The organism is Streptococcus sp. HMSC10E12 (assembly GCF_001807855.1).
Taxonomy (GTDB): Bacteria; Bacillota; Bacilli; order Lactobacillales; family Streptococcaceae; genus Streptococcus; species Streptococcus salivarius.
Window position 1 is genome coordinate 52,696 of sequence record NZ_KV791075.1, and the last position, 25,092, is coordinate 77,787.

The 25,092-nt window shown below is 41.3% G+C and carries 24 protein-coding genes; 18 read left to right on the plus strand and 6 right to left on the minus strand.

The annotated features are described in order from the left end of the window. Positions 1-60: 60 nt before the first annotated feature. The 8 genes from HMPREF3112_RS00235 to groL all read left to right on the plus strand — a co-directional run bounded on the left by HMPREF3112_RS00235 (position 61) and on the right by groL (position 10,172). Positions 61-810 (plus strand): isoprenyl transferase, encoded by a 750-nt coding sequence (locus tag HMPREF3112_RS00235; protein ID WP_002886457.1) that lies wholly within the window; start codon positions 61-63, stop codon positions 808-810. A 12-nt stretch (positions 811-822) separates the two neighbouring features. After that, a complete protein-coding gene (locus tag HMPREF3112_RS00240; RefSeq protein WP_070437422.1) occupies positions 823-1,617 on the plus strand; it encodes a phosphatidate cytidylyltransferase in 795 nt (264 codons plus the stop codon). A 16-nt stretch (positions 1,618-1,633) separates the two neighbouring features. Then, complete coding sequence (gene rseP / locus HMPREF3112_RS00245) at positions 1,634-2,896, plus strand: RIP metalloprotease RseP (RefSeq protein WP_070437425.1); 1,263 nt, start codon at positions 1,634-1,636, stop codon at positions 2,894-2,896. A gap of 70 nt (positions 2,897-2,966) precedes the next feature. Then, positions 2,967-4,829 carry a proline--tRNA ligase gene (locus HMPREF3112_RS00250; RefSeq protein ID WP_126405083.1) on the plus strand — a complete coding sequence of 621 codons (1,863 nt, stop codon included), beginning with the start codon at positions 2,967-2,969 and terminating at the stop codon, positions 4,827-4,829. Positions 4,830-5,310: 481 nt separating this feature from the next. Further along, a complete protein-coding gene (locus HMPREF3112_RS00255) occupies positions 5,311-7,251 on the plus strand; it encodes an ABC transporter substrate binding protein (protein ID WP_002883690.1) in 1,941 nt (646 codons plus the stop codon). Next, positions 7,251-8,054 (plus strand): ABC transporter ATP-binding protein, encoded by an 804-nt coding sequence (locus tag HMPREF3112_RS00260; protein WP_002883592.1) that lies wholly within the window; start codon positions 7,251-7,253, stop codon positions 8,052-8,054. Before HMPREF3112_RS00255 ends, HMPREF3112_RS00260 begins: the two co-directional genes overlap by 1 nt. Before the next feature lie 166 nt (positions 8,055-8,220). Beyond that, positions 8,221-8,508 (plus strand): co-chaperone GroES, encoded by a 288-nt coding sequence (gene groES / locus HMPREF3112_RS00265; RefSeq protein ID WP_002883604.1) that lies wholly within the window; start codon positions 8,221-8,223, stop codon positions 8,506-8,508. Positions 8,509-8,552: 44 nt separating this feature from the next. Further along, positions 8,553-10,172: a chaperonin GroEL gene (gene groL, locus HMPREF3112_RS00270; protein ID WP_002883626.1), complete on the plus strand. Its 1,620-nt coding sequence runs from the start codon at positions 8,553-8,555 to the stop codon at positions 10,170-10,172. A gap of 84 nt (positions 10,173-10,256) precedes the next feature. On the opposite strand, the gene HMPREF3112_RS00275 is transcribed toward groL, so the two are convergent. The 4 genes from HMPREF3112_RS00275 to HMPREF3112_RS00285 form a co-directional block, all read right to left on the minus strand. Beyond that, positions 10,257-10,961, minus strand: a complete 705-nt coding sequence (locus HMPREF3112_RS00275; protein ID WP_048673948.1) for a superinfection immunity protein — start codon at positions 10,959-10,961, stop codon at positions 10,257-10,259. A gap of 101 nt (positions 10,962-11,062) precedes the next feature. Beyond that, positions 11,063-11,368: a DUF2752 domain-containing protein gene (locus tag HMPREF3112_RS10830; RefSeq protein WP_081051368.1), complete on the minus strand. Its 306-nt coding sequence runs from the start codon at positions 11,366-11,368 to the stop codon at positions 11,063-11,065. Then, positions 11,368-11,700, minus strand: a complete 333-nt coding sequence (locus tag HMPREF3112_RS00280) for a TM2 domain-containing protein (RefSeq protein WP_021143504.1) — start codon at positions 11,698-11,700, stop codon at positions 11,368-11,370. The genes HMPREF3112_RS10830 and HMPREF3112_RS00280 overlap by 1 nt, the downstream gene beginning before the upstream one ends. A gap of 182 nt (positions 11,701-11,882) precedes the next feature. Then, the gene (locus HMPREF3112_RS00285; protein WP_048673946.1) at positions 11,883-12,752 is read right to left on the minus strand and encodes an RluA family pseudouridine synthase; all 870 of its coding nucleotides are present in this window, start codon (positions 12,750-12,752) and stop codon (positions 11,883-11,885) included. 65 nt (positions 12,753-12,817) lie between these two features. Here HMPREF3112_RS00285 and pbp2a point away from each other — a divergent pair, with 65 nt between their 5' ends. From pbp2a to HMPREF3112_RS11895, 5 genes are all read left to right on the plus strand, one after another. After that, complete coding sequence (gene pbp2a / locus HMPREF3112_RS00290; protein ID WP_070437428.1) at positions 12,818-15,145, plus strand: penicillin-binding protein PBP2A; 2,328 nt, start codon at positions 12,818-12,820, stop codon at positions 15,143-15,145. Between the two features lie 48 nt (positions 15,146-15,193). Continuing rightward, complete coding sequence (gene rpmG / locus HMPREF3112_RS10835; RefSeq protein ID WP_002886472.1) at positions 15,194-15,346, plus strand: 50S ribosomal protein L33; 153 nt, start codon at positions 15,194-15,196, stop codon at positions 15,344-15,346. 8 nt (positions 15,347-15,354) lie between these two features. Further along, positions 15,355-15,531 carry a preprotein translocase subunit SecE gene (secE, locus tag HMPREF3112_RS00295; protein WP_002883656.1) on the plus strand — a complete coding sequence of 59 codons (177 nt, stop codon included), beginning with the start codon at positions 15,355-15,357 and terminating at the stop codon, positions 15,529-15,531. A 200-nt stretch (positions 15,532-15,731) separates the two neighbouring features. Continuing rightward, positions 15,732-16,271: a transcription termination/antitermination protein NusG gene (gene nusG / locus HMPREF3112_RS00300; RefSeq protein ID WP_002883644.1), complete on the plus strand. Its 540-nt coding sequence runs from the start codon at positions 15,732-15,734 to the stop codon at positions 16,269-16,271. Positions 16,272-16,401: 130 nt separating this feature from the next. Continuing rightward, positions 16,402-16,890: a phosphatase PAP2 family protein gene (locus HMPREF3112_RS11895; RefSeq protein ID WP_048673942.1), complete on the plus strand. Its 489-nt coding sequence runs from the start codon at positions 16,402-16,404 to the stop codon at positions 16,888-16,890. 131 nt (positions 16,891-17,021) lie between these two features. Here the strand turns inward: HMPREF3112_RS11895 and HMPREF3112_RS00310 are convergent, their stop codons facing one another. Together HMPREF3112_RS00310 and HMPREF3112_RS00315 are read right to left on the minus strand one after the other, a co-directional pair. After that, positions 17,022-17,831 carry a Cof-type HAD-IIB family hydrolase gene (locus HMPREF3112_RS00310; RefSeq protein ID WP_048673939.1) on the minus strand — a complete coding sequence of 270 codons (810 nt, stop codon included), beginning with the start codon at positions 17,829-17,831 and terminating at the stop codon, positions 17,022-17,024. Next, entirely contained in the window at positions 17,824-18,591 is a 768-nt protein-coding gene (locus HMPREF3112_RS00315) for a DeoR/GlpR family DNA-binding transcription regulator (RefSeq protein ID WP_070437431.1), read from the minus strand. Before HMPREF3112_RS00315 ends, HMPREF3112_RS00310 begins: the two co-directional genes overlap by 8 nt. A 193-nt stretch (positions 18,592-18,784) precedes the next feature. On the opposite strand from HMPREF3112_RS00315, the gene leuS reads away from it, so the two are divergent. The 5 genes from leuS to HMPREF3112_RS00340 all read left to right on the plus strand — a co-directional run bounded on the left by leuS (position 18,785) and on the right by HMPREF3112_RS00340 (position 25,074). Further along, positions 18,785-21,286, plus strand: coding sequence for a leucine--tRNA ligase (leuS, locus tag HMPREF3112_RS00320; RefSeq protein WP_049553851.1), 2,502 nt, complete (start codon positions 18,785-18,787; stop codon positions 21,284-21,286). Positions 21,287-21,384: 98 nt separating this feature from the next. Beyond that, the gene (locus tag HMPREF3112_RS11495; RefSeq protein WP_064525498.1) at positions 21,385-21,840 is read left to right on the plus strand and encodes a MarR family transcriptional regulator; all 456 of its coding nucleotides are present in this window, start codon (positions 21,385-21,387) and stop codon (positions 21,838-21,840) included. A gap of 58 nt (positions 21,841-21,898) precedes the next feature. Further along, positions 21,899-23,128, plus strand: a complete 1,230-nt coding sequence (locus HMPREF3112_RS11360) for an acyl-CoA thioesterase/BAAT N-terminal domain-containing protein (protein ID WP_064525500.1) — start codon at positions 21,899-21,901, stop codon at positions 23,126-23,128. Between the two features lie 237 nt (positions 23,129-23,365). After that, positions 23,366-24,232, plus strand: a complete 867-nt coding sequence (locus tag HMPREF3112_RS00335) for an ABC transporter ATP-binding protein (protein ID WP_070437434.1) — start codon at positions 23,366-23,368, stop codon at positions 24,230-24,232. Continuing rightward, positions 24,232-25,074, plus strand: a complete 843-nt coding sequence (locus tag HMPREF3112_RS00340; RefSeq protein ID WP_070437437.1) for an ABC transporter permease — start codon at positions 24,232-24,234, stop codon at positions 25,072-25,074. Before HMPREF3112_RS00335 ends, HMPREF3112_RS00340 begins: the two co-directional genes overlap by 1 nt. The last annotated feature ends 18 nt before the right edge of the window (positions 25,075-25,092 follow it).

The window sequence follows — 25,092 nt, forward strand, 5'->3', positions numbered from 1 at the left end:
TGTTCAGAACCCCTGAAAATGTGGTAAAATAAAGGGTAAACTATATTTAGAGGATATTCCATGTTTAAATTTAGAAAAAAATCTCATCAAGAGGTTCTAGACAATATTCCCAACCATATCGGTATTATTATGGATGGAAATGGCCGTTGGGCTAAAAAACGTCTACAACCACGTGTGATGGGGCATAAGGCTGGGATGGATGCCTTGCAAAAGGTAACTATCGAAGCGTCACAACTTGGGGTTAAGGTATTGACAGTATATGCCTTCTCAACTGAAAACTGGTCACGCCCACAAGATGAAGTGAAATTCATCATGAATTTGCCAGTTGAATTCTTTAACAAATATGTACCAGAATTAGACAAAAACAATGTTCGTATTTTGACAATCGGAGATAACAGTCGTCTGCCTAAGGAAACCTTAGATGCTCTTGAAAAGGCAGTTGAGCAGACAAAACATAATTCCGGTTTGGTTCTCAACTTTGCACTGAACTATGGTGGTCGTGCGGAGATTGTATCTGCAGTTCAAGCGATTGCTAAAGAGGTTGAAGCAGGCAAACTCAGTCCTGAAGCTATTGATGAAGATCTCATTGCTAAGCATTTGATGACAGATAAATTGCCTTACCTCTACCGTGATCCAGATTTGATTATCCGTACGAGTGGCGAGCTTCGTCTTAGTAATTTCTTGCCTTGGCAATCTGCCTATAGTGAGTTTTACTTCACAGATGTTTTCTGGCCAGACTTTGACCAACAAGGGCTACGTCAAGCCATCTCTGACTACAATAAACGTCACCGTCGCTTCGGTGGTGTCTAGAAAGGACCTCTCATGCAAGAACGTTTAATTGGTGGGGGTGTGGCAGCAGCCATTTTCCTCCCATTGCTCTTTATCGGTGGTCTTCCTTTCCAACTTTTGGTTGGAGCCATGGCCATGGTTGCAGTGTCTGAGATGCTTCGCATGAAGCACTTGGAGATTTTCTCTATCGAGGGTATTTTATCAATGGTGGCAGCTTTTATCTTGGCTGTGCCGATTGATCAGTATTTTATCAGTCTTCCAACAAATGCTAGTGTGACAGGTTTCGCTGTTATTTCATTTTTGATTCTAGCGGGGACTGTCCTTAATAGCGACCATTATTCTTTTGATGATGCAGCTTATCCAATTGCATCTGCCTTTTATGTTGGTTTTGGTTTCCAAAATCTCATTGCGGCACGTTTGGATAGTTGGGAAAAAGTTCTCTTTGCTCTTTTTATTATTTGGGCAACAGATATTGGAGCTTACCTTTTTGGTCGTCAATTTGGTCAGAATAAGCTATTGCCAAAAGTATCGCCAAATAAGACTATTGAGGGTAGTGTCGGTGGTATCTTGTCCGCAATCATTGTGGCTCTTATCTTTGGTTTGATTAACCACGGCGTTTATGCCCCTCATAACTTCTTCTGGTTGCTTATCTGTACGATTCTCTTTAGTATCTTTGGTCAATTTGGTGATTTGGTTGAATCAGCTATTAAACGTCACTTTGGCGTTAAAGACTCAGGCAATCTTATTCCTGGGCATGGTGGTATTTTGGACCGTTGCGATAGCTGGATCTTCGTTTTCCCAATCATGCACTTCCTAGGACTTTTTTAAGAGTGGAGGTGTCTAGATGAAAGCTATTATTACCTTTTTACTGATTTTCTGTGTGATTGTCGTCTTCCATGAGTTTGGTCATTTCTTTTTTGCCAAACGCTCAGGAATTTTGGTTCGTGAATTTGCCATTGGTATGGGACCGAAAATTTTTGCACATACAGGTAAGGATGGTACCGTTTATACTATCCGTATCCTCCCTTTGGGTGGTTATGTCCGTATGGCTGGTTGGGGTGAAGATACAACTGAGATTAAAACAGGTAGCCCTGCCAGTCTAACGATTGGATCAGATGGTAAGGTAAGACGTATCAACCTTTCGGATCGCCAGGTTGACCAGACGGCTTTGCCTATGAACGTCACTGCCTATGATTTGGAGGATAAGTTAACCATTACAGGTCTAGTCCTAGATGAGACCAAGACCTATGAGGTTGATCATGATGCCACTATCGTTGAGGAGGATGGTACAGAACTTCGTATCGCTCCTAAGGATGTCCAATATCAAAATGCAAGCATTTGGGGACGTTTAATTACCAACTTTGCTGGTCCTATGAATAACTTCATTCTTGGGGTGCTTGTCTTTATTATCTTAGCCTTTGTTCAAGGTGGTGTTCAAGATACATCGACCAACCGTATCCAGGTAGCCGATGGAGGTGCTGCTCAGGTGGCAGGCTTAAAAAATGGTGATGCCATCGAGGCTATCAATAAGGACAAGGTTACTGATTGGGACAGCTTGAAGGAAGCATTGACAGAGAATACCCAAAAATTCTCCAAAGGTGATAGCCTTTCTGTGACAGTTAAGAGAAGTAACGGTCAGGAAGAAACAATCTCTGTTAAACCTCAGGAGAACCAAGGTAGCTACTTTTTAGGTGTTTCTCCTGCTTTAAAAACAGGTCTTAAAGATAAGATTTTTGGTGGTTTCCAAATGGCTTGGGAAGGGGCCTTCAAAATTCTCGTAGCACTTAAGGGGCTTATCACCAACTTTAGTTTGAATAAACTTGGTGGACCGGTTGCTATGTTCCAGATGTCTGCCCAGGCTTCAGAAAATGGCTTGATTTCCATTCTTAACCTTATAGGGATGCTCTCAATTAACCTGGGAATTTTCAATCTTATCCCAATTCCAGCCCTTGACGGTGGAAAAATTGTTATGAATATTATTGAAGCCATTCGTCGTAAACCACTTAATCAAGAAATTGAAAGCTATATTACACTTGCAGGTGTTGCTATCATGGTTGTTCTTATGATTGCAGTCACTTGGAATGATATTATGCGTGCTTTCTTTTAATTAGAAACAAAGAAACGAAAGGAAGTCTAAGGGACTTGAGCCAAGGGCCAGCCTCCTTAGTATGTAAATGATGAAACAAAGTAAAATGTTGATTCCAACACTTCGTGAAATGCCAAGTGATGCTCAAGTTATCAGTCATGCCCTTATGGTACGTGCGGGTTACGTGCGTCAGGTTTCTGCTGGTATCTATGCTTATATGCCATTGGCAAATCGTGCTATCGAGAAATTCAAAACCATCATGCGTGAGGAGTTTGAAAAAATCGGTGCGGTTGAAATGTTGGCGCCAGCACTTTTGACAGCAGATTTGTGGCGTGAGTCAGGCCGTTATGAAACTTACGGTGAAGACCTTTATAAACTTAAAAACCGTGATAAATCTGACTTTATACTCGGTCCAACTCACGAAGAAACGTTTACAGCCTTGGTTCGTGATGCGGTTAAATCATACAAACAATTGCCACTTAATCTCTATCAAATCCAATCAAAATACCGTGATGAAAAACGTCCTCGTAACGGTCTTCTTCGTACACGTGAATTTATCATGAAGGATGCTTATAGTTTCCACCAAAACTATGAAGATTTGGATGTCACTTATGAAGACTACCGTAAAGCTTATGAGGCTATCTTTACACGTGCTGGCCTTGAATTTAAGGGTATCATCGGTGATGGTGGTGCCATGGGTGGTAAGGATTCTCAAGAATTTATGGCGGTTACTCCTGAGCGTACAGATCTCAACCGTTGGGTAGTTCTTGACAAGTCAATTGCTTCATTGGATGAGATTCCAGAAGATGTCATGGAAGAAATCAAGAAAGAATTGACATCATGGTTGGTATCTGGTGAAGACACAATTGCCTACTCTACAGAGTCAAGCTATGCAGCTAACCTTGAGATGGCAACAAATGCCTACACACCAGCGACTAAGGTTGTGACTCAAGAAGAAGTGACTCGTGTTGAAACACCAGATTGCAAGTCAATTGATGAAGTTGCTGCTTTCTTGAATGTTCCAGAAGAACAAACCGTCAAGACTTTGCTTTTCATTGCTGATGATGAACCAGTGGTGGCTCTTCTTGTCGGTAATGATCAGGTTAACGATGTGAAGTTGAAAAACTACCTTGCTGCTGATTTCCTTGAACCAGCTACAGAAGATGAAGCACGTCAAGTCTTTGGCGCTAACTTCGGTTCTCTTGGTCCAGTTAACCTTCCTGAAAATGTTCGTATCGTTGCGGACCGTAAGGTTCAAGATGTGGCTAATGCGGTCGTTGGAGCTAATGAAGATGGTTACCACTTGACAGGGGTTAACCCAGAGCGCGACTTCAAGGCAGAATACGTGGATATTCGTGAAGTTAAAGAGGGTGAAATTTCACCAGATGGTCAAGGTGTCCTTCAGTTTGCGCGTGGTATCGAGATTGGTCATATCTTTAAACTTGGGACACGTTACTCTGAAAGTATGGGTGCTAATGTTCTTGATGAAAATGGCCGTGCTGTTCCAATTATCATGGGATGTTACGGTATCGGTGTTAGCCGTATCTTGTCAGCTGTAATCGAACAACATGCACGTCTCTTTGTTAACAAGACACCAAAAGGTCAGTACCGCTATGCATGGGGAATTAACTTCCCTAAAGAATTGGCTCCGTATGATGTTCACTTGATTACAGTTAACACTAAGGATGAGGAAGCCAATGCTTTGACAGAACGTTTAGAAGCTGCTCTTATGGCTGAAGGCTATGATGTCTTGACAGATGATCGTAATGAGCGTGTTGGTTCTAAATTCTCTGACAGTGACCTTATCGGACTTCCAATTCGTGTGACAGTTGGTAAAAAAGCCAGCGAAGGTGTTGTCGAAGTTAAAATCAAGGCAACTGGTGATACTATTGAAGTTAATGCCGATAACTTGATTGAAACACTTGCTATCTTAACAACCGAACAAGATGCTTAATCTAAAAAATCTTTTCTTGCAGGAGCAGGAAGAGATTTTTCTTTTGCAGTGACAATGATAAATTGAGAGAAAAGAGAGTAAATTCCAATTTGACAGAATTGTCTAAATAGTGTAAACTTAAAACTATCATAACTACGGAGGCATCACATGCTTAACAAAGCGACCCATTTGGGAAATCTTAAAGCTTTTTATTACTTTAGTTTCTTTAGATAGGACGTTTGTGTTTCAGGATACAAGCGTCAGTCAGTTTGTATCTATGAAGCTAAAGCATTTTGTGATGGATTAGCCGATTAGATGAATAGGTCTAACCGGTGACATAAGCTAGCCTGTGCTAGTCAAGATGCATAAAACCAGTTGGGCCTGTCCTAACTGGTTTTTTTCATACCGTGGTCTATTTTTAATTTTCTTTTGACTCTATCATCTCGGAAAAAAGATGACAGAAAATTGGAAATAGATAGAATAAAAAATAGAGGTATACAAGATGAAGAAATTCTTGGTCAGTATGATGGCTGTTATTACAGCTGTCCTCTTGGTAGCATGTTCCAATGCTTCTAATAAAGATTTGGTTCACGTCGGTGTGCTCCAATATGTGGAACATCCTTCCTTGTCAGCGACACGTAAAGGGTTCATTGAAGAACTCAAAGAGGAAGGTTATGTCGACGGTAAGAACATCAAAATCGATTATCAGAATGCACAAGGAGATCAGTCTAACTTGCAGACGATTTCTCAGTCGCTTATTGAAGATAATGATGTCATGTTAGCTATCGCAACCCCAGCAGCCCAGTCTTTGAGTAGTTTGACAAAGGACAAGCCAATTCTCTTTACAGCTGTTACAGATCCAGTTTCAGCTAAATTGGTTAAGTCTATGGACAATGTTGGAGGAAATGTGACAGGGACAAGCGACATGTCACCAATCAACAAACAAGTCGAGTTGTTGAAAAAGGTCCTTCCAAACACTAAAAAAGTTGGGATTATGTACACGACCAGCGAGCGTAACTCAGAAGTTCAGGTTGAAGAAGCCAAGAAATACTTCAAGGAAGCTGGTATTGAAACGGTTATCAAAGGAATTTCATCAACCAATGATATCCAAGACACAGCCAAGAGCTTGATGAGTCAAACCGAAGTGATTTTCATCCCAACTGATAATACCATTGTTAGTGCTATTAATACCTTGGTAGATCTTTCTAAAGAGACTAAGGTTCCAGTTGTTGGTAGTGACGCTGGTAGTGTAGAAAAAGGTGTCCTATTCACTTACGGAACCAACTATGAAGCGCTTGGACGTCAAACAGGTAAGTTGGCAGGCCGTGTTCTCCGAGGTGAGAAGGTCAAGGATGTCGATGCCGAGTATCCTAAAACCCTAAATGTTGTGGTTAACCATGACATGGCTAAAGAACTTGGTATTGATGTTTCTAGCATTAGTGACGAGGAATCTAAAGCATCAACACAAGATGACAAACCAATTGCTAAAAAAGATAAGGGTGTCATTAAGCTTAAGGTCAATAAGTCTTCTAAAAAAGGATTTTCAAATGTGGTGCTAACAGCCATTTCTCAGGGGCTTCTCTGGGCTATTATGGCTATCGGGGTCTTCATTACCTTCCGTATTTTGGACCTTGCTGATTTGACAGCTGAGGGGGCCTTCCCACTTGGTGCTGCTACGACAACTATCATGATTATCCGTGGGATTAACCCAATCTTTGCGACTCTAGGTGGTTTTGTAGCTGGTATGCTTGCTGGAGCTGTGTCTGGCTTTATGCATACGAAAATGAAGATACCAGCACTCTTAACGGGGATTATTACCTTAACAGGGCTCTATTCAGTTAACCTTTTGGTTCTTGGAAGTGCCAATGTCTCTCTTTCAGGACACAACACGCTGGTGACTATGGTTATGGATCTTGGTCTATCTAAGCTGAATGGTGTGATTCTATTAGGACTGATTTTTGTTAGTCTGGTAGTACTTATGTTGGTTGTTCTCCTTAATACACAGGTTGGACTTGCTCTTCGTGCAACAGGTGATAACCTTGCCATGGGTGAAGCCAATGGTATCAAGGTTGACCGTATGAAGATTCTTGGCTACATGATTTCCAATGGTTTGATTGCCCTATCAGGTGCCCTCCTAGCTCAAAACAATGGCTATGCGGATATGAATATGGGTACTGGTACAATCGTAAATGGCTTGGCTGCAATCATCTTAGCCGAAGTTATCGTCAAGTATCTACCACTTGGCAAACGCCTCTGGTCAATTGTCGTAGGAGCTGTTCTCTACCGTTTGGTCTTGGTTATTATCCTTGCCATGAACGTTGATGCTCAAATGTTGAAATTGGCTTCAGCCATCTTGCTTGCTATCATCCTTTATGTGCCAGAAGTACGACAAAAATTGAAAATCAGACCTAACAAATCCTTGACTCCAGGAGGTGACAAGTAATGGCTTTACTTAGTTTACAACAGATTCATAAAACCTTTGAAAAAGGCACGGTCAATGAAAATCACGTCCTTCGTGGTTTGGATCTCGACATTGAACAGGGAGATTTTATCTCTGTTATTGGGGGAAATGGTGCTGGTAAATCAACCTTGATGAATTCAATTGCTGGTGTTCTTAGCATTGATGAGGGGGATATCTTGTTGGAGGGGCAATCTATTAAGAAAGCATCTGTAGATGAGCGCTCTAAAGACATTAGCCGTGTTTTCCAAGATCCTCGAATGGGGACAGCGACAAACCTTTCTATCGAAGAAAATATGGCGATTGCCTATCGTCGTGGTAAGAAACGTAGCTTTTTTAAAAAGTCTATCACTGAAAGCGAACGTCAAGTCTTCAAGGAAGCCTTGGTAGATCTTGGTCTTGGTCTTGAGAATCGTATGAAGACTGATGCTAATTTCTTGTCAGGTGGACAACGTCAGGCCTTGACACTTGCTATGGCAACCTTGGTGCGTCCCAAAATCTTGCTTTTGGATGAACATACAGCAGCCCTAGATCCTAAGACAAGTGATATGGTCATGAATTTGACACGTAAGATCGTTGAAGAACAAGAATTGACAACCCTTATGATTACCCATAATATGGAACATGCTATCGAATATGGGAACCGTCTGGTTATGCTCTATCACGGTAAAATCGTCGTCGATGTGCGAGGTGAAGAAAAGAAAAATCTCACTGTTGCAGAACTTATGGACCTCTTCCACAAAAATAGTGGACAAGTCCTCAATGACGATGCCTTGGTACTCGGTTAACAAACAAAAAAGAAACTATCCAAAGTTCAGATTTTGGGTAGTTTTTTCTTGACTATTTTTGACCAAGTGCTAAAATAAATATATGGATTAGCACTCGTGGTTTATGAGTGCTAAAAATAACGTTTCACACGTTACTAATAATAAATAACATTTGGAGGTAATTGGTATGGCATTGAAACCATTGGGTGATCGTATCGTTGTCCGTTTTGAAGAAACAGAAGAAAAAACAGCTAGTGGCTTTGTATTGGCAGGGGCCAGTCATGAAGCTACAAAGACTGCTGAGGTTTTGGCAGTAGGTGAAGGAATCCGTACTCTTACTGGTGAATTGATTGCACCTAGTGTTGCAGCAGGCGATAAAGTTCTTGTTGAAAATGGTGCAGGTGTCAATGTTAAAGACGGAGATGATTCCGTTTCAATTATCCGTGAAGCAGACATTTTAGCAGTCCTAGCTTAGGTCTATGCTAATCAGATATAAAGTAAGATAAAGAAGGAGTAACTATGGCAAAAGATATTAAATTTTCATCAGATGCACGCGCAGCAATGGTCCGTGGTGTTGATACTTTGGCTGATACAGTTAAGGTAACGCTTGGTCCTAAAGGTCGTAACGTGGTTTTGGAAAAAGCTTTTGGCTCACCTCTTATCACTAATGATGGTGTGACAATTGCTAAAGAAATTGAACTCGAAGATCACTTTGAAAATATGGGTGCTAAGCTTGTCAGCGAAGTCGCTTCAAAAACGAACGATATTGCTGGTGACGGAACAACTACAGCCACTGTTTTGACACAAGCTATTGTTCGTGAAGGTCTCAAAAATGTAACGGCTGGTGCTAATCCAATCGGTATCCGTCGTGGGATTGAAGCAGCTGTAGCTACAGCCGTGGAAGAGCTTAAAGCCATTGCACAACCAGTTGCTAATAAAGAAGCTATTGCCCAAGTCGCAGCGGTTTCATCACGTTCTGAAAAAGTTGGTGAATACATTTCAGAAGCTATGGAACGTGTGGGTAATGATGGTGTTATCACTATTGAAGAGTCTCGTGGTATGGAGACAGAACTCGAAGTGGTTGAAGGTATGCAGTTTGACCGTGGTTATCTTTCTCAGTACATGGTTACTGATAATGAAAAAATGGTCGCTGACCTTGATAATCCATTTATCCTTGTGACTGACAAGAAAATTTCAAATATCCAAGATGTCCTTCCACTCTTGGAAGAAGTGCTTAAGACAAGTCGTCCACTCTTGATCATTGCTGATGATGTGGATGGTGAAGCTCTTCCTACACTTGTTCTTAACAAGATTCGTGGAACTTTCAATGTCGTTGCTGTTAAGGCACCTGGCTTTGGTGACCGTCGTAAAGCGATGTTGGAAGACATTGCCGTATTGACAGGAGCAACTGTCATTACTGAAGATCTTGGTCTTGAGCTTAAGGATGCAACTATGGCAGCACTTGGTCAAGCCTCTAAAGTAACTGTGGATAAAGATAGTACAGTTATCGTTGAAGGTGCAGGAAGCACAGAAGCGATTGCTAACCGTGTTAACCTCATCAAGTCTCAATTGGAAACAACAACATCTGAATTTGACCGTGAAAAACTTCAAGAACGTTTGGCTAAATTGTCAGGTGGGGTTGCAGTTGTTAAGGTTGGTGCGGCCACTGAAACAGCCCTTAAAGAAATGAAACTTCGTATCGAAGATGCCCTTAACGCTACTCGTGCCGCTGTTGAAGAAGGTATCGTAGCAGGTGGTGGTACAGCCCTTGTTAACGTCATTGCTAAGGTTGCTGAACTTGATCTTGAAGGTGACGACGCTACAGGACGTAACATTGTCCTCCGTGCCTTGGAAGAACCAGTTCGTCAAATTGCTTATAACGCTGGTTATGAAGGTTCAGTTATCATCGATAAATTGAAGAACAGCCCAGTTGGTACAGGCTTTAACGCTGCTAACGGTGAATGGGTAGATATGGTTGAAGCAGGAATTATCGACCCTGTTAAGGTCACACGTTCTGCCCTCCAAAATGCTGCTTCTGTAGCTAGTCTTATCTTGACAACTGAAGCAGTCGTTGCCAATAAACCTGAACCAGAAACTCCAGCAGCACCAGCTATGGATCCAGGAATGATGGGCTACTAAGAGTTTAAAAAAGCAAAAGAAAAAACCTAGGGAAAGTCGAGAAACTTTTTCTGGGTTTTCTTTTTTTCAATTATTTGTTGTTAATTACTGAAAAGGGTTAAATGTATCAGAACTTCCTTGTTGACCTGCCATTTGCATCATCATTTGTTGTTGTCTAATGCGTTCTGCTTCCTTATTCGTATTGATAGAAACAGCAAGAAGGATGATCCAACCGATGAATGTCCAGCCTAGAAGAAAGGATAGGATAAAGATTGGCCATTTTTTATCGGTTTTATTTAGAAGAGCTGGTAATATTTGAAGTACTACCAAGGGTAAAGAAATGATGATGGAGAGAAAAGCCGTGAGCAAGCCGCCACTAAGCTCATCACTGGCAATTCCAAAGAGTATCATTGCAAGAGCCCAGAGGATAACTGGGATAGAAGCGATGGCTATCATGATGAGGTTTGTTTGAGACTTACTTTCGTGTTGCGTCCAAGTCTCGTTAAAGTTATGATTTGGATGTTGGAAGGTAGCATTAGTCTGACTTGACGCGGGGCTAGTATTTGGTAAATCCTGTAGTTCCTCTAAGTTGGTATCAGCTAGTGGTTCTTCAGCAACATCATAATTGTCAACATCATTTTCGGCAGTTTCTACAGTGTCTTTTTGTGGGACAGTTTTTGTTATTTCGACAGTTGGTTTGGGAGTTTCTCGGACAAACTCGCCTTTCTGAGCTGCTTCAGCCATTTCTTGAATACTTGGATTACGACCATTAACTGCTTGGAAAAAATCAATCCAATCTTGTTGTTTCATGTGTATAACCTCCAGATAACTTGATTATAAAAATGTTGATAATTACAATTATAGCAATAGTGTAAGGGGACGGCAATGGGAATCGAATAAGAGTGTTTGCTTTATTTCCTAATAATCTTCTTATCACTAAAGATGGGAAAGAGAAAGAAATAGGTTAGGATATAGACCACTAGAGGATATATCAGTGGATTATAGTTCCAGGCTCCTTGCCAATCTAGGTGTAAGAGCCTAACACTAGCGCGTGTTAGGCCTGCGCTCCAACCCTTAAGTCCAAATGGTCTTAGGATTAAACTGAGTGGTGTTGGCAGATGCAAAAGGTAGACTCCATAAACTGCCACTAAAACTAAGAGATATAATCTAAAAAAACGCTGGTGGTAGGCCCACAAGCGTGTGAAATAGTTTTTCATTAGCCAATAACTGCAAAGAGTTTTTGAGCGTTTGATTGGCGAGTAGCATCCATGATAAGGAACCAGTCGACGATAGTCCAGATACCACAGCCACCGCATGTCAATAGTTTACCAACACCTAAGCCAACGTGTCCTAAGATAAAACGGTCAATTCCAAGAGAACCACCGAAAAGTGAGATAATAAGCATCATTGTAGGATCTTGGAAGCTGATTGAGTAAAGCATTGAAAGCTGTTGTTCAGGAAGTGCCTCAAGGCGTTGGCGGATGTACTGCACTTGTTCTGTTGGGAAATACTTGGCATTGATAGCTAACCATTGATCTGCTGGATTCATAATTAAATACTCCTCTAATTTATATGATATGTAAAGCTTAACATAATGTCCAGGGAGATTCAAGGTGGTCAAGGCTTTTGAAGTCAATAAAAGCAACTTATTTGCAAGCTTCCACTGTGTCATAACTAGAGGATCATTAGGATAATCCTTTCGCACTATGCTTGAGAATGAGCCTACTTCTATTATTTGTGATTTCTCAACCCTTTTTCAAAACTGTCTGAACTCGCCTTAACAGTGATTTTTTCGAGTGTTAAGGGATGGGTGAAACTAAGAGTGTGGGCGTGGAGCATGAGTCGAGATGCGGTTCGGTGACTATAAAGAGGATCTCCCAGAATGGCATGCCCATGGTGGGCCAGATGCACACGAATTTGGTGGGTCCGGCCGGTTTTTAGTTGGCAATTGACCAGACTAGCTCCTTTAAAGGTTTTGAGGCGTGTGACGGTTGTATAGGCAACCTGCCCTTTTCTAGGATCAACCACCCGTTTTCTACGATCATGGCGGTCGCGTCCAATCTTGTCATTGTACACAGTCTCCTTGGTTTGGAATTTACCTTCAGCTAATGCCCAGTATTGACGCTGAATATTCTTATCTTCCAAGAGTCTATTGAGAATTGGCAGGATAAACGGATTTTTTGCGAAGAGTACAGCCCCACTAGTTTCCATGTCTAGTCGATGAACGACGTAACAGGTTTGCCCACAATAGGCCGAAACATGGTTAAGTAGAGCAATTTCTGTGGGTTCATTACCATGTGTTTTCATTCCTTCAGGTTTATTGACCACGATGAGATGCTGATCCTCATAGAGAGGCTCTACTAGGCTGGCATTTCCCATAGGGATAATTTTTTCAGGGTAGTCCTCTGTATCAAAGGTCAGGCTAATCTTATCACCTTTTTCAACAGGACTCTGCCAATTAATAGTCTCTCCATTGATGAGGACGTGCTTTTTCGTGCGTAGGAAATGACGAATCTTACGAGGAATGAGGAGCTTAGTTTCGAGCAAGTCTTTGACAGTTGTTGCAGGATAGGGATTGATAATTTCTACGTGTAAAGTCATGGTTTCATTATATCATGAACGTTTAAAAGAGGACAGAATCTGTAAAAACTTGGTATAATAGGGTTATGACATTTTTTGATAATCTAAAAAACAAACTTTTTAAAGAAGAAAATAGCGGAAAGGGTAAGGATTCCCAGCCTGCTGAAAAATCGAAGAATTTACAAAATAAGATAAAGGGACTCTTTGCTAAGAAACCTGATGAGGTTGAACAAGCTGTTGAAGACCTAGATATGTCTCAGGAAAGTCAAGAGACGTCACGTTATCAACGTTCTAAGCAAAAGAAACCTATTGATACCACCAAACCCTTAGGTAAGTTTCAGGCGTTCTTGAGCAAGTTTACACTTTCACCAAGAAATCCTATTCGTCGTTTCTGGCGTCGCTATCATATTGGTAAAATTCTCTTTATCATGGTAGCTGTGCTGGTTCTGACAGTAGGTTCCTACCTTTTCTATATTGCCAAGACGACCAATGTTTCAGATCTTCAAGATGCCTTGAAAGCAACTACGGTTATCTATGACAAAGAAGGCAATCAAGCTGGTTCTTTGTCAGGGCAAAAAGGGACCTATGTGGAGCTGGATGCCATTAGTGATAGCCTAGAGAATGCTGTTATAGCAACTGAGGACCGTACCTTCTATGAAAATAGCGGGGTTAACGTCAAGCGATTTCTCTTGGCCATTGTATCTATGGGACGCTTTGGTGGTGGCTCGACCATTACCCAACAGTTGGCTAAAAATGCCTTCTTGACACAAGAACAGACAGTCACTCGTAAGGCCAAGGAATTCTTCCTCTCTTTGGAATTAACCAAGAAATACAGCAAGCAAGAAATCCTTACCATGTACCTCAATAATGCCTACTTCGGAAATGGGGTTTGGGGTGTTGAAGATGCTAGTCAAAAATACTTCGGGACAAGTGCTGCCAATCTAACCGTTGATGAAGCAGCGACCCTCGCTGGTATGCTTAAGGGACCTGAAATTTACAACCCAATTGATAATATCAAAAATGCGACCAACCGTAGAAACACTGTCCTCGCCAACATGGTTGATGACAAGAAGTTGAGTCAGGCAGACGCCGACAGTGCGGCAGGAGTTGATATGGCTAGTCGCCTGGATGATACCTATCAAGGGACTGGCGATGACTACAAGTATCCGTCTTACTTCGATGCCGTCATTGAAGAAGCTACAAAAACTTATGGCTTGAGTGAGGATGAAATCGTTAAAAATGGCTACAAAATCTACACAGAGATGGATGCCAACTCACAAGCTAACATGCAGCAAACCTACGAAAATACCTATCTCTTCCCTACATCAGAAAGTGATGGTAGTACAGCTCAGTCAGCTAGTGTGGCACTTGATCCAACAACTGGAGCTGTCCGTGGTCTGGTAGGTCGTGTAGGTGGTACCAGTGATACAACCTTCCGTAACTTTAACTATGCAACCCAAGGTAAACGTAGTCCTGGATCAACCATCAAACCTTTAGTGGTCTATGCCCCAGCTCTGGCTTCAGGATGGAGCATCAATAAGGACCTTCCGAATAAACCAATCGACTATAATGGCTATACCCCAACCAACTACGGTGGTGTTGAGACAGAGGATGTGCCCATGTATCAAGCTTTGGCCAACTCCTACAATATCCCAGCAGTTTACCTCTTTAATCAAATCGGTATTCAAAAAGGGATCAGTTATGGTCAAAAATTCGGTCTCAACTTTGACAATGTTCCAGAAGAGCTGGGAATTTCACTTGGTGGTGGTGTGACAGCTAGTCCTCTTCAAATGGCTCAGGCTTATGCAACCTTTGCTAATGGTGGTGAGATGAACACAGCTTATTTCATCACTAAAATTGAAAATGCCAGTGGTGACATTATTGCTACCCATAGTAAGAAGTCTAAACGTGTTATTAGCCAGTCAGTAGCTAACCAGATGACCAGCATGATGCTTGGTACCTTCTCAAATGGTTCTGCTGTGAATGCCAACTACACAGGTTACACGATGGCAGGTAAGACAGGTACTGTTCAGGCTGAATTTAACAAGGATTTGACTAGTGACCAGTGGGTGATTGGTTATACTCCTGATGTGGTTATGACGACTTGGATTGGTTTTGATAAGACTGATGAGAGTCACTACCTAACAGGAGCTAGCTCGGGAACAGCTTCGACAATCTTCAGCTACATCGCTGCGGATGTTTTGCCAAATACACCAGGAACTGAGTTTACCGTTGAAAATGCCTATGCAGCTGATGGTCAAACACTAGACTATACGGCAGATCCAAATGACTCGCGCAATAGCAGTAACAAGTCATGGACAGACAAGGCATCAGACGTTGTGAATGACGTTAAAGATCAGGCAAGCAGCCTTTGGGATAAGATTACAGACTCCTTCTCAGGTCTATTCAGATAGCTTGTCAATTGCATTTAAAAGTGGTAAGATAAAAGGAACGGAGGCGTTATGGCACAGAAAAAAGCAAGCCTAGCGTGTGCTGAATGCGGGAGCCGAAACTACTCAATTAATGTGAGTAGCACTCCCAAACCAACACGACTAGAAGTTAACAAATTTTGTAAACATTGTAAAAAATACACCTTGCATAAGGAAACAAGATAGGAGACACCGTGAGACAAACTGGAAGTATTTTCAAAGTCTTGAAAGACACGACTTGGCCAGACCGTAAACAACGCTGGCATGATTTTATTTCAGTTCTTGAGTATACTGCGTTCTTCACTGTCATCATCTATGCGTTTGATGAATTGTTGAGTCGCGCTATGTCAGCACTGATTAACTTTTTCTAAAGAAAACACAAAAAGAGTGGGAATGCCTGCTCTTTTTTGTTATAATAAATGCAGATAAAAGCGAGAACGAGGGCCACCAGGCTTTTTTATTACGCTTTGAATTAAACCATAGACATTCATTGACATTTAACACTCGAAGCTAGAAGATAGCTAGCCGAAGGTGTTTAAATGTCATTTAGAAAAAAGAAAGGAATCCTAAAATGCTAGATTCATTCGACAAGGGCTGGTTCGTCCTTCAAACCTATTCAGGATACGAAAACAAAGTTAAAGAAAACCTTTTGCAACGTGCCCAAACTTATAACATGCTTGAAAATATCTTGCGTGTTGAAATCCCAACTCAAACGGTCAATGTTGAGAAAAACGGTAAAGTTAAAGAAGTGGAAGAAAACCGCTTCCCTGGTTACGTTCTTGTTGAGATGGTAATGACAGACGAAGCCTGGTTCGTTGTCCGTAATACTCCGAACGTTACTGGTTTCGTTGGTTCTCACGGTAACCGTTCTAAACCAACACCACTTTTGGAAGAAGAAATCCGTCAAATCTTGATTTCAATGGGTCAAACCGTTGATGTCTTTGATACTAATATCAAGGTTGGTGACGTGGTTCAAATCATCGATGGTGCCTTTATGGGTCAAGAAGGCCGTGTTGTAGAAATTGAAAACAACAAGGTTAAAATCATGATTAACATGTTTGGTTCTGAAACAGCTGCTGAACTTGAACTTTACCAAATCGCTGAACTTTAAGATAGATAAAAAGAGGTTGGGCTAAGAGACTTCAACCTTGGAAGACTATCTCATTAAACTTGAGGGGAGAGGCTAGAAGCTAGATTTTTGAAATTTAGTTCTGTGTCACTCCCTTTTTTTCTAACGGATGATGATGAATTACAAACGATTTTACGATAGGATTAGCGGTCCTTTGCGTTCTTACGCTAAGGTTTTAGAAGGGTTGAACAGGCTTATAACTAGGACTTTTTACCTGCTTTTTCCTATATTTCTTATTTGGGTTTGGCTAAGGAATGGTTGGTTTGTTCTCTCTACGACGGTGCTTATTATGGGGGGAGGCTTTTTCCTTCTTTCTCTTGGTCGTAGCCTCTACAATCGACCGCGTCCATACCAGACCTGGGCTATTCAACCCCTTATTAAGAAGGACAGTCTGGGTAAGTCCTTTCCCAGTCGGCATGTTTTCTCAGCGACTGTCATTGCTATGTTGGCACTGATGCTTAACCCATGGCTAGGTGGGGCTATGCTTTTTCTGGCGGGGGCTCTAGCTTTTTTGCGCGTGCTAGGTGGTGTTCACTATCCTAGTGATGTTATGGCAGGCTATGCCATTGGGATTCTTGTAGGTCTCCTTCTTTATCTTTAGAAAATTTGGGTCTTCTTCGAGAGAGGAAGGCTTTTTTCGTTAAAAAAGGAAAGGCACCTCTAGGGCACCTTTCCTTTTGTTCTAAAATTCGAGTTGGCAATTAAAGGCTGTTCCCACCATTAGATATTAGCTTAGTTTAGGACATGTTCTCTAATAGCTTGAGCGACTCCATGCTCATCATTTGAAGCCGTTACTAAGTTTGCAGTTTCCTTAACCTCTTCAGGTGCATTGCCCATAGCAATTCCTAGGCCAGCTAGAGCTAGCATAGGACTATCGTTGAAGTTATCTCCGATAGTCATGACTTGTTCAAGAGGAAGGTCATAATATTTGGCAACCTCAAGGAGAGCGTGTTCTTTAGAAACATGTTTGGCAGTGACTTCTAAGTAGTTATCTTTGGATAAGTAGAAGGCTGTATGTGGAAAATCCATACTTAGGAGTTTTTGGTGTAGATCCTGGATAACTTCAGCCTCATCAATCAACAATAGCTTGTGGATAGGTGGTTCTGAGTCTGAGACCGTGTCTTGTAGTTCCTTAATGATAGGAGATTCACCCGTGATACTTCCTTCCAGCTGAGACCATTTGTCTAGTTCGTTGGTGATCCAGTCCTTGCCAGAGTAGATATTCACAGAGACACTTGGATAATCTGTGGATAAGTAGCTAAGAAGGTCTTGAATCTCAGCTTTATCCACAGGGTGCTGGATGATAGTACGATCACCCTCAAGTACTAAGGCACCGTTGTAGCAGGCGATAGGATTGTCATGAAGTCCTAGTTTATGAGCAATTGGTTGCATCCCTAGTGGCGAACGGGCAGAAGCTAAAACAAAGGGAATATTTGCCTTTTCAAGCTCTGGCATTACCTCAATCAGTTGCTCGTCCACCTGGTGGTTACTAGTGAGAATAGTGCCATCAATGTCACTGATAATCAAACGAATATTACTCATAATCGTTATCCTTTCCATCGTATAAAATCATTACTTTATCTTTAAGAGTCTCGACCAAATCAGGATCAGGTTTCTTATCTGTAATCCAGTAGTCAAAGTCTTCAATCTTGCCCAAGATATATTTAGAATGCTTTTCATATTTATCAGATTCAGCAATAAGTATCTTGGTTCGAGCAGCTTGCATGGCCAGTTGTTTGACAGCAAGGTCCTCTTCATCTTCATAGCTGACCACTCCTTGACTGAGACTAGCCGCTCCGAAGAAGGCTAAGTCAAACTGTAGATGTTGCAAGAGCTGGGCTTCGTGAAGCGAATAGTAGAAGCGGTTTTTGCTGTAAAATCTTCCTCCCAAGAGATGAAAGTCGACGCCTTCTTTACCGCTTAGGATCAAGGCATTGTCCAAAGAGTGGGAGTAGACAGTGACGCTCTTAGTCAATTTTTGTGAAACTTCAAGCATCAGGGTAGAGACATCGAAGAAGAGGAGAGATTGGTCTTTGACCAAGCTAAGCGCTAGGTCTGCCATTTTTTTCTTGTCTTCAGTGAGTCCTTTCTGACGTTCCTGGAAGCCAAGAACAGTGGTATTTTTTACTGGGAGAATGCCACCATGGGTACGCTGAGCCAGATTCCTCTGGCTGAGGCAGTCGAAATCTCTTCTGACAGTGTCTTTGGAAACACCTAATGCGTCAACCATTTCCTTAACAGATAGGTTTCCGCGCTCCTCCAAAAGCGTTAATATTTTCTCTAATCGTTGTTCCTGATACATGAGTCACCTTCTTTCTGATACTAGTATAGCATCTTTTTGCTTTTTTGTTACATAAAAGCGCAAAAAAACTTAAAAAGAATGAAAAAAGTGCAAAATAGATTAAGGTGAATTTGCCTCTTAAAGTTCCCTTATCATCTTTAAAAATCCTTCAAAAATGCTATAATAGAAGCATTACGAATATTGGAGAGAAACCATGAGTTTTTACAATCATAAAGAAATCGAGCCTAAGTGGCAAAAATACTGGGCTGACAATCACACTTTTAAGACAGGAACAGATGCCTCAAAACCTAAGTTTTATGCGCTTGACATGTTCCCTTACCCATCTGGAGCGGGTCTTCACGTAGGACACCCAGAAGGTTATACGGCAACAGATATCCTTAGCCGTTTCAAACGTGCGCAAGGCTACAACGTCCTTCACCCAATGGGATGGGATGCCTTTGGTTTGCCTGCAGAGCAATACGCTATGGATACTGGTAATGACCCAGCAGAATTCACAGCGGAAAACATTGCCAACTTCAAACGTCAAATCAATGCGCTTGGCTTCTCTTACGACTGGGACCGTGAAGTCAATACTACAGATCCAAACTACTACAAGTGGACGCAATGGATTTTCACTAAGCTTTACGAAAAAGGTTTGGCTTATGAAGCTGAAGTGCCAGTAAACTGGGTTGAAGAATTGGGAACAGCTATCGCCAACGAAGAAGTTCTTCCAGATGGAACATCTGAGCGTGGTGGCTATCCAGTTGTCCGCAAACCAATGCGCCAATGGATGCTCAAAATCACTGCCTATGCTGAGCGCTTGCTCAATGACTTGGATGACCTTGACTGGCCAGAGTCTATCAAGGATATGCAACGCAACTGGATTGGTAAATCAACTGGTGCTAACGTAACTTTCAAAGTAAAAGGAACAGACAAGGAATTCACAGTCTTTACGACACGTCCAGATACTCTTTTTGGTGCGACCTTCACTGTTTTGGCTCCTGAGCATGACTTGGTAGATGCCATCACAACACCTGAACAAGCAGAAGCTGTAGCTGACTACAAACACCAAGCCAGTCTTAAATCAGACTTGGCTCGTACAGACCTTGCCAAGGAAAAAACAGGGGTTTGGACTGGTGCTTATGCCGTCAACCCTGTCAATGGGAAAGAAATCCCAATCTGGATTGCGGACTATGTTCTTGCCAGCTACGGAACAGGTGCTGTTATGGCCGTACCTGCCCACGATGAGCGTGACTGGGAATTTGCAAAACAGTTTGACCTTCCAATCGTAGAAGTCTTGGAAGGTGGAAACGTTGAAGAGGCTGCTTACACAGAAGATGGCCTTCACGTCAACTCTGACTTCTTGAACGGTCTCAACAAAGAGGAAGCGATTGCTAAAATCGTGGCTTGGTTGGAAGAAAAAGGCTTTGGTCAAGAAAAAATCACTTACCGTCTTCGTGACTGGCTCTTTAGCCGTCAACGTTACTGGGGTGAACCAATCCCAATTATTCATTGGGAAGATGGTACTTCAACAGCTGTTCCAGAAAGTGAACTCCCACTTGTCTTGCCAGTAACCAAGGACATTCGCCCTTCAGGTACTGGTGAAAGCCCATTGGCTAACTTGACAGACTGGCTTGAAGTGACTCGTGAGGATGGTGTCAAAGGTCGTCGTGAGACTAATACTATGCCACAATGGGCAGGTTCAAGCTGGTACTACCTCCGCTATATCGATCCACACAACACAGAGAAATTGGCTGACGAGGATCTCCTCAAACAATGGTTGCCAGTAGATATCTATGTGGGTGGTGCAGAACACGCCGTGCTCCACTTGCTTTACGCTCGTTTCTGGCATAAATTCCTCTATGACCTTGGTGTTGTACCGACTAAAGAGCCATTCCAAAAACTCTTCAACCAAGGAATGATCTTGGGAACTAGCTACCGTGACCACCGTGGTGCTCTCGTGGCGACTGATAAAGTTGAAAAACGTGACGGTTCCTTCTTCCATGTGGAAACAGGAGAAGAATTGGAGCAAGCACCAGCCAAGATGTCTAAATCCCTCAAGAACGTTGTCAACCCAGACGATGTGGTGGAACAATACGGTGCTGATACCCTTCGTGTCTATGAAATGTTCATGGGACCACTTGATGCCTCAATCGCTTGGTCTGAAGAAGGATTGGAAGGAAGCCGTAAATTCCTAGACCGTGTTTACCGTTTGATTACAAGTAAAGAGATTGTTGCGGAAAACAATGGCGCTCTAGACAAGGTTTATAACGAAACTGTTAAATCTGTCACTGAGCAAATCGAGTCTATGAAATTCAACACAGCTATTGCCCAACTCATGGTCTTTGTTAATGCTGCTAACAAGGAAGATAAACTCTATGTGGATTACGCCAAAGGATTTATCCAATTGATCGCTCCATTTGCGCCTCACTTGGCAGAAGAACTCTGGCAAACAGTTGCAGAAACAGGTGAGTCTATCTCTTATGTAGCTTGGCCAACATGGGATGAAAGCAAGTTGGTTGAAGACGAAATCGAAATCGTCGTTCAAATCAAAGGTAAAGTCCGTGCCAAACTCATGGTTGCGAAAGACCTTTCACGCGAAGAGTTGCAAGAAGTTGCTCTTGCTAATGAAAAAGTCAAAGCAGAGATTGATGGCAAGGAAATCGTGAAAGTGATTGCGGTACCTAATAAACTCGTTAATATTGTTGTAAAATAAAAATAAATCCTTTGGAGCTTAGCTCTGGAGGATTTTTTAGGTTCAGCTTGACAAGAAATAGTAGTTTTGTTAATGTTATTAACAAAAAGAGGGACACTATGAATAAGAAAGAACTGCATAAGTTTAATAATCGTTTTAACAGTTTTGTTTTAGCCTTTGAACAGTTGAAAAAGGATCAACATCGGAACAGTATTGATAAATCAATCACTATTAATGAAGTCCATTTGATTGATCTAATAGGCCGCAATCAGCCTGTGAATCTAGTGACATTATCTGAGTTACTTGAAGTATCTAGGAGTGCTATTACTCAGAGTGTTAGACGTTTAATCAAGAAAGACCTCGTTTCTTTTGAATTTGCACCAGATAATGAAAAAAATAAATATCTGATATTATCCAAAAAAGGGGTTGACGTTTTTAACATTCATAAAGAGCAGCAAGAATATATTGAAAAAACCATTTTTTCAGTTTTAAGAAACTATAGTGAAGAGGACCTTCAAATGGTTATGAAACTGATGGATGATGTTGAACAGGTATGGCAAGAGTTACCGTGGTAACAGTCACGGTAATTTTAAAACCATATTGTTAATTATGTTAACAAAAAAAGAGGAAGATATGACTATACAAATTGAACTGATCTCAGAGTCTGAGTTAGCAGACGAATCTTTTAGTATTGTCATCGATGGCTTAAAACCAAGGGAAACATATCGAGTCGAAATGTTTCTATCCGATTATTATTGTATCAATGCTCCCATGCTTTTAGCTCATGATGGTTTATGGAGATCAACAGGGATTTTTGTATCAGATAAGAATGGTATTATTGATATTTCACAAACTCCATCTTGTTCTGGCTCTTATGAAGGCATTTCAACAATGGGACTATTTTCTAATGCAAAGCCCTTGACCAATAAGAAAAAGAAGCTCCCAACCTCTCTTTCTAAAATTCCTTTACTAGATCGGTTTTTTGTGGAAATCAAAATTATGCAAGGAAATACTGTCATTGCAGAGAGAACTTTCACAAGACATTACATGAGTTCGCAAATTAGTCATAAAGATATTTATGGGAAACATTTTCAAGGGAGACTCTTCTATGATAAAAAGGCAATAAAAACACCAGCATTGATTATTGTGAGCGGTAGTGAAGGACGGATTGAAAAGGCACAGAACATAGCTCAGCTTTTATCTTCTAGAGGTTATATTTGCCTAGCAGTTGCCTACTTTGGTTTAGAGGGGTTACCAAAACATTTGGAACGTATTCCTTTAGAGTGCCTTGTGGAAGCAAAGGATTATCTACGTCAGCATCCTCAAGTAGATAGTGAAAGAATTGGAATCTATGGACGGTCTAAAGGAGCAGAGTTAGTTTTAGCTGAGGAGAGCATTTATAATGACGTTCAATGTTTGGTACTAAATTCCCCCTCTGATGTGGTGTATGAAGGGATAAGAGGGAAATGGAACTCTCATACTTCTTCTTGGACGCATTTGCAAAAAGAACTTACCTATCAAAAGTTTCAACTTAGAGATTATCTGTTCAGCAAACTTTTAAAAAAATCCTTCCCTAAAGATTGGTCTGCTAGGATAGATATTAGTAGACTCTCTTCGCCAATTTTATTGCTCGGAAGTATTGTTGATGAAATATGGGATGCCTCATCAGCAATTGATGATATTGTTTCACATTATAAAGGCCACCACATTACATTTAAAAAATACCATGAAACAGGTCACATGTTGACAGTGGCTTATCAACCAAATCATCGTTACCGAAGGGATTGGCGATTATTGATGAAAGAGAGTGAGGATTCTTGGTTGGCAACGATTCATTTTTTTGATAGGCATTTAAAGAAGTGATACTAGAAACTTTATGAGGATAAAATTAAAAGATAGTTCATTCCTACTTTTTGTGTTATTTTTTATCGGCAATTAAATATGGAAGTTGGCTTTTTATTGTAATACTTGATTTTTCAGAAGATACAGTTTATCTCTTCCATCTCGCCACTTGGACCCTCATTTTGACCGTTTATCCCCAAAAGTCGTTTTTATAACGGCTTTTTTGCTAGACTGATATTGTCAAAAAGGAGAGAGAACATGATTTTACAAGCTAAAAACATAAGCAAACGTTACGGAAATCATCTTGCCGTGGATAATATTCACTTACAATTTAAAAGAGGGACGTTCAATGCGATTCTAGGTCCGAACGGGGCTGGCAAATCGACGACAATTTCCATGTTGATTGGTTTGCAACAGTCAACGCAAGGCGACATTATTTATGAACCCGGTACTAAAATTGGAGTGGTCTTCCAAACCAGTGTTTTAGATGAGATGCTGACGGTTAGGGAAAATCTGACCATTCGTGCGAAACAGTATAAAGGCTTAAAACCCGATCGTGTATCTGATCTCATTGGTCGGCTAGGCCTATCAGCTTTCCAAAAACAGAGATACGGGACGCTTTCAGGTGGCCAAAAGCGTCGGGTTGACATTGCGCGTGCTCTACTCTCACAACCAGATATTCTGTTCTTAGATGAGCCAACGACAGGTTTAGATATCCAAACTCGGAAGTCTATTTGGGATTTGCTCTATCAATTGCAGAGAGAAGAGGGAATGACCGTTGTATTGACCACGCATTATCTTGACGAAGCAGATGAAGCTGATCAAATTTATATTGTAGACCATGGGGAAGTGATTGCTCAGGGATCGGCATTAGATATTAAGAGCCAGTATGCAAAAAACATCTTGAAGATTCGTTTCAAGGAGATGCAGCAGATAGAAAGTCTCAAATCTTCGGGAATGTCAGTAGAGCAACAAAGTCAATTGGAGTATATTTTTCAACCCAAGAGTGAAAGGGAAGCCATTGATTACCTGGCACAAGTTAGAGATAGAATAGCCCATTTTGAGTTTCGTCCAGGGACCATGGATGATGCCTTTATTGCACTTACAGGAAGGGAGGTTCGTTAATGCTAGCCTTACTAAAGCGAAATTTTTTATTGTACTTCAGGAATCGTTCAGGAGTTTTCTTCTCCTTGTTGGGAGCCTTGATTTCCTTTATTCTCTATATTATTTTTCTTCAAAAAAATCTAACAGATGCTTGGGCTGAACTCCCCAATAGTGGTCCTTTATTAAATAATTGGTTAATGAGTGGGACGCTAGCTGTGACAGGGATTACGACGAGTCTGGCTGCCCTGACTCAGTTGGTAAAGGACCGTGAACATCAAGTAGATAAGGATCTTTATTTATCGAATCATGGGAAATGGCGGTTACCATTTTCGTATCTAGCGAGTGCAATCATCATCTCTTTTGCCATGCAGGTCCTTATGTATGTGCTGATGTGTGGCTATTTTAGAGAAGTGCCAAAATTATCCATACTACCCGAACTTCTCCTCATTATGCTGCTTAGTAGCCTGCTTTCTAGCTTAGTGAATGCCATTTTTGTTTACTTTTTCCAATCCGTAGATAGTCTTGGGAAGTTTGCGACCATAGTGGGTACAGCTTCTGGTTTTTTGGTAGGAACTTATGTACCTTTGGGCGTTCTACCTGATTTTGCACAACTACTAATGAAATGTACCCCAGCAACTTATATTGCTGCACTTTATCGACAAGTACTCATGAAAGAAACATTAAGTGAGACCTTTAAAGGTCACGATAATCTTCTTCAAGAGTTTCAAGAAAAAATGGGTATTCAACTCAAGTGGCAGGGTTTGTTGACAAAGGAAAATACTTACCTTATAGTGTTAGGAGGTATTCTTCTAGCAAGTATTCTTTGGATTATTTTAGTGAAAAGAACTAGTCAGAAAAAATAAGTGAGAGTTGGAATAGGA

What these genes read in the sequence shown, in the direction of transcription:
- pbp2a (WP_070437428.1), top strand. Translation starts at nt 12,818, where the DNA reads ATGACATTTTTTGATAATCTAAAAAACAAACTTTTTAAAGAAGAAAAT.
- HMPREF3112_RS00315 (WP_070437431.1), bottom strand. Translation starts at nt 18,591, where the DNA reads ATGTATCAGGAACAACGATTAGAGAAAATATTAACGCTTTTGGAGGAG.
- HMPREF3112_RS11895 (WP_048673942.1), top strand. Translation starts at nt 16,402, where the DNA reads ATGATGAATTACAAACGATTTTACGATAGGATTAGCGGTCCTTTGCGT.
- HMPREF3112_RS11360 (WP_064525500.1), top strand. Translation starts at nt 21,899, where the DNA reads ATGACTATACAAATTGAACTGATCTCAGAGTCTGAGTTAGCAGACGAA.
- HMPREF3112_RS10830 (WP_081051368.1), bottom strand. Translation starts at nt 11,368, where the DNA reads ATGAAAAACTATTTCACACGCTTGTGGGCCTACCACCAGCGTTTTTTT.
- HMPREF3112_RS00340 (WP_070437437.1), top strand. Translation starts at nt 24,232, where the DNA reads ATGCTAGCCTTACTAAAGCGAAATTTTTTATTGTACTTCAGGAATCGT.
- rseP (WP_070437425.1), top strand. Translation starts at nt 1,634, where the DNA reads ATGAAAGCTATTATTACCTTTTTACTGATTTTCTGTGTGATTGTCGTC.
- leuS (WP_049553851.1), top strand. Translation starts at nt 18,785, where the DNA reads ATGAGTTTTTACAATCATAAAGAAATCGAGCCTAAGTGGCAAAAATAC.
- HMPREF3112_RS00240 (WP_070437422.1), top strand. Translation starts at nt 823, where the DNA reads ATGCAAGAACGTTTAATTGGTGGGGGTGTGGCAGCAGCCATTTTCCTC.
- nusG (WP_002883644.1), top strand. Translation starts at nt 15,732, where the DNA reads ATGCTAGATTCATTCGACAAGGGCTGGTTCGTCCTTCAAACCTATTCA.
- HMPREF3112_RS00255 (WP_002883690.1), top strand. Translation starts at nt 5,311, where the DNA reads ATGAAGAAATTCTTGGTCAGTATGATGGCTGTTATTACAGCTGTCCTC.
- HMPREF3112_RS00260 (WP_002883592.1), top strand. Translation starts at nt 7,251, where the DNA reads ATGGCTTTACTTAGTTTACAACAGATTCATAAAACCTTTGAAAAAGGC.
- HMPREF3112_RS11495 (WP_064525498.1), top strand. Translation starts at nt 21,385, where the DNA reads ATGAATAAGAAAGAACTGCATAAGTTTAATAATCGTTTTAACAGTTTT.
- HMPREF3112_RS00250 (WP_126405083.1), top strand. Translation starts at nt 2,967, where the DNA reads ATGAAACAAAGTAAAATGTTGATTCCAACACTTCGTGAAATGCCAAGT.
- HMPREF3112_RS00335 (WP_070437434.1), top strand. Translation starts at nt 23,366, where the DNA reads ATGATTTTACAAGCTAAAAACATAAGCAAACGTTACGGAAATCATCTT.
- HMPREF3112_RS00310 (WP_048673939.1), bottom strand. Translation starts at nt 17,831, where the DNA reads ATGAGTAATATTCGTTTGATTATCAGTGACATTGATGGCACTATTCTC.
- groES (WP_002883604.1), top strand. Translation starts at nt 8,221, where the DNA reads ATGGCATTGAAACCATTGGGTGATCGTATCGTTGTCCGTTTTGAAGAA.
- HMPREF3112_RS00235 (WP_002886457.1), top strand. Translation starts at nt 61, where the DNA reads ATGTTTAAATTTAGAAAAAAATCTCATCAAGAGGTTCTAGACAATATT.
- HMPREF3112_RS00285 (WP_048673946.1), bottom strand. Translation starts at nt 12,752, where the DNA reads ATGACTTTACACGTAGAAATTATCAATCCCTATCCTGCAACAACTGTC.
- groL (WP_002883626.1), top strand. Translation starts at nt 8,553, where the DNA reads ATGGCAAAAGATATTAAATTTTCATCAGATGCACGCGCAGCAATGGTC.
- HMPREF3112_RS00280 (WP_021143504.1), bottom strand. Translation starts at nt 11,700, where the DNA reads ATGAATCCAGCAGATCAATGGTTAGCTATCAATGCCAAGTATTTCCCA.
- HMPREF3112_RS00275 (WP_048673948.1), bottom strand. Translation starts at nt 10,961, where the DNA reads ATGAAACAACAAGATTGGATTGATTTTTTCCAAGCAGTTAATGGTCGT.
- rpmG (WP_002886472.1), top strand. Translation starts at nt 15,194, where the DNA reads ATGGCACAGAAAAAAGCAAGCCTAGCGTGTGCTGAATGCGGGAGCCGA.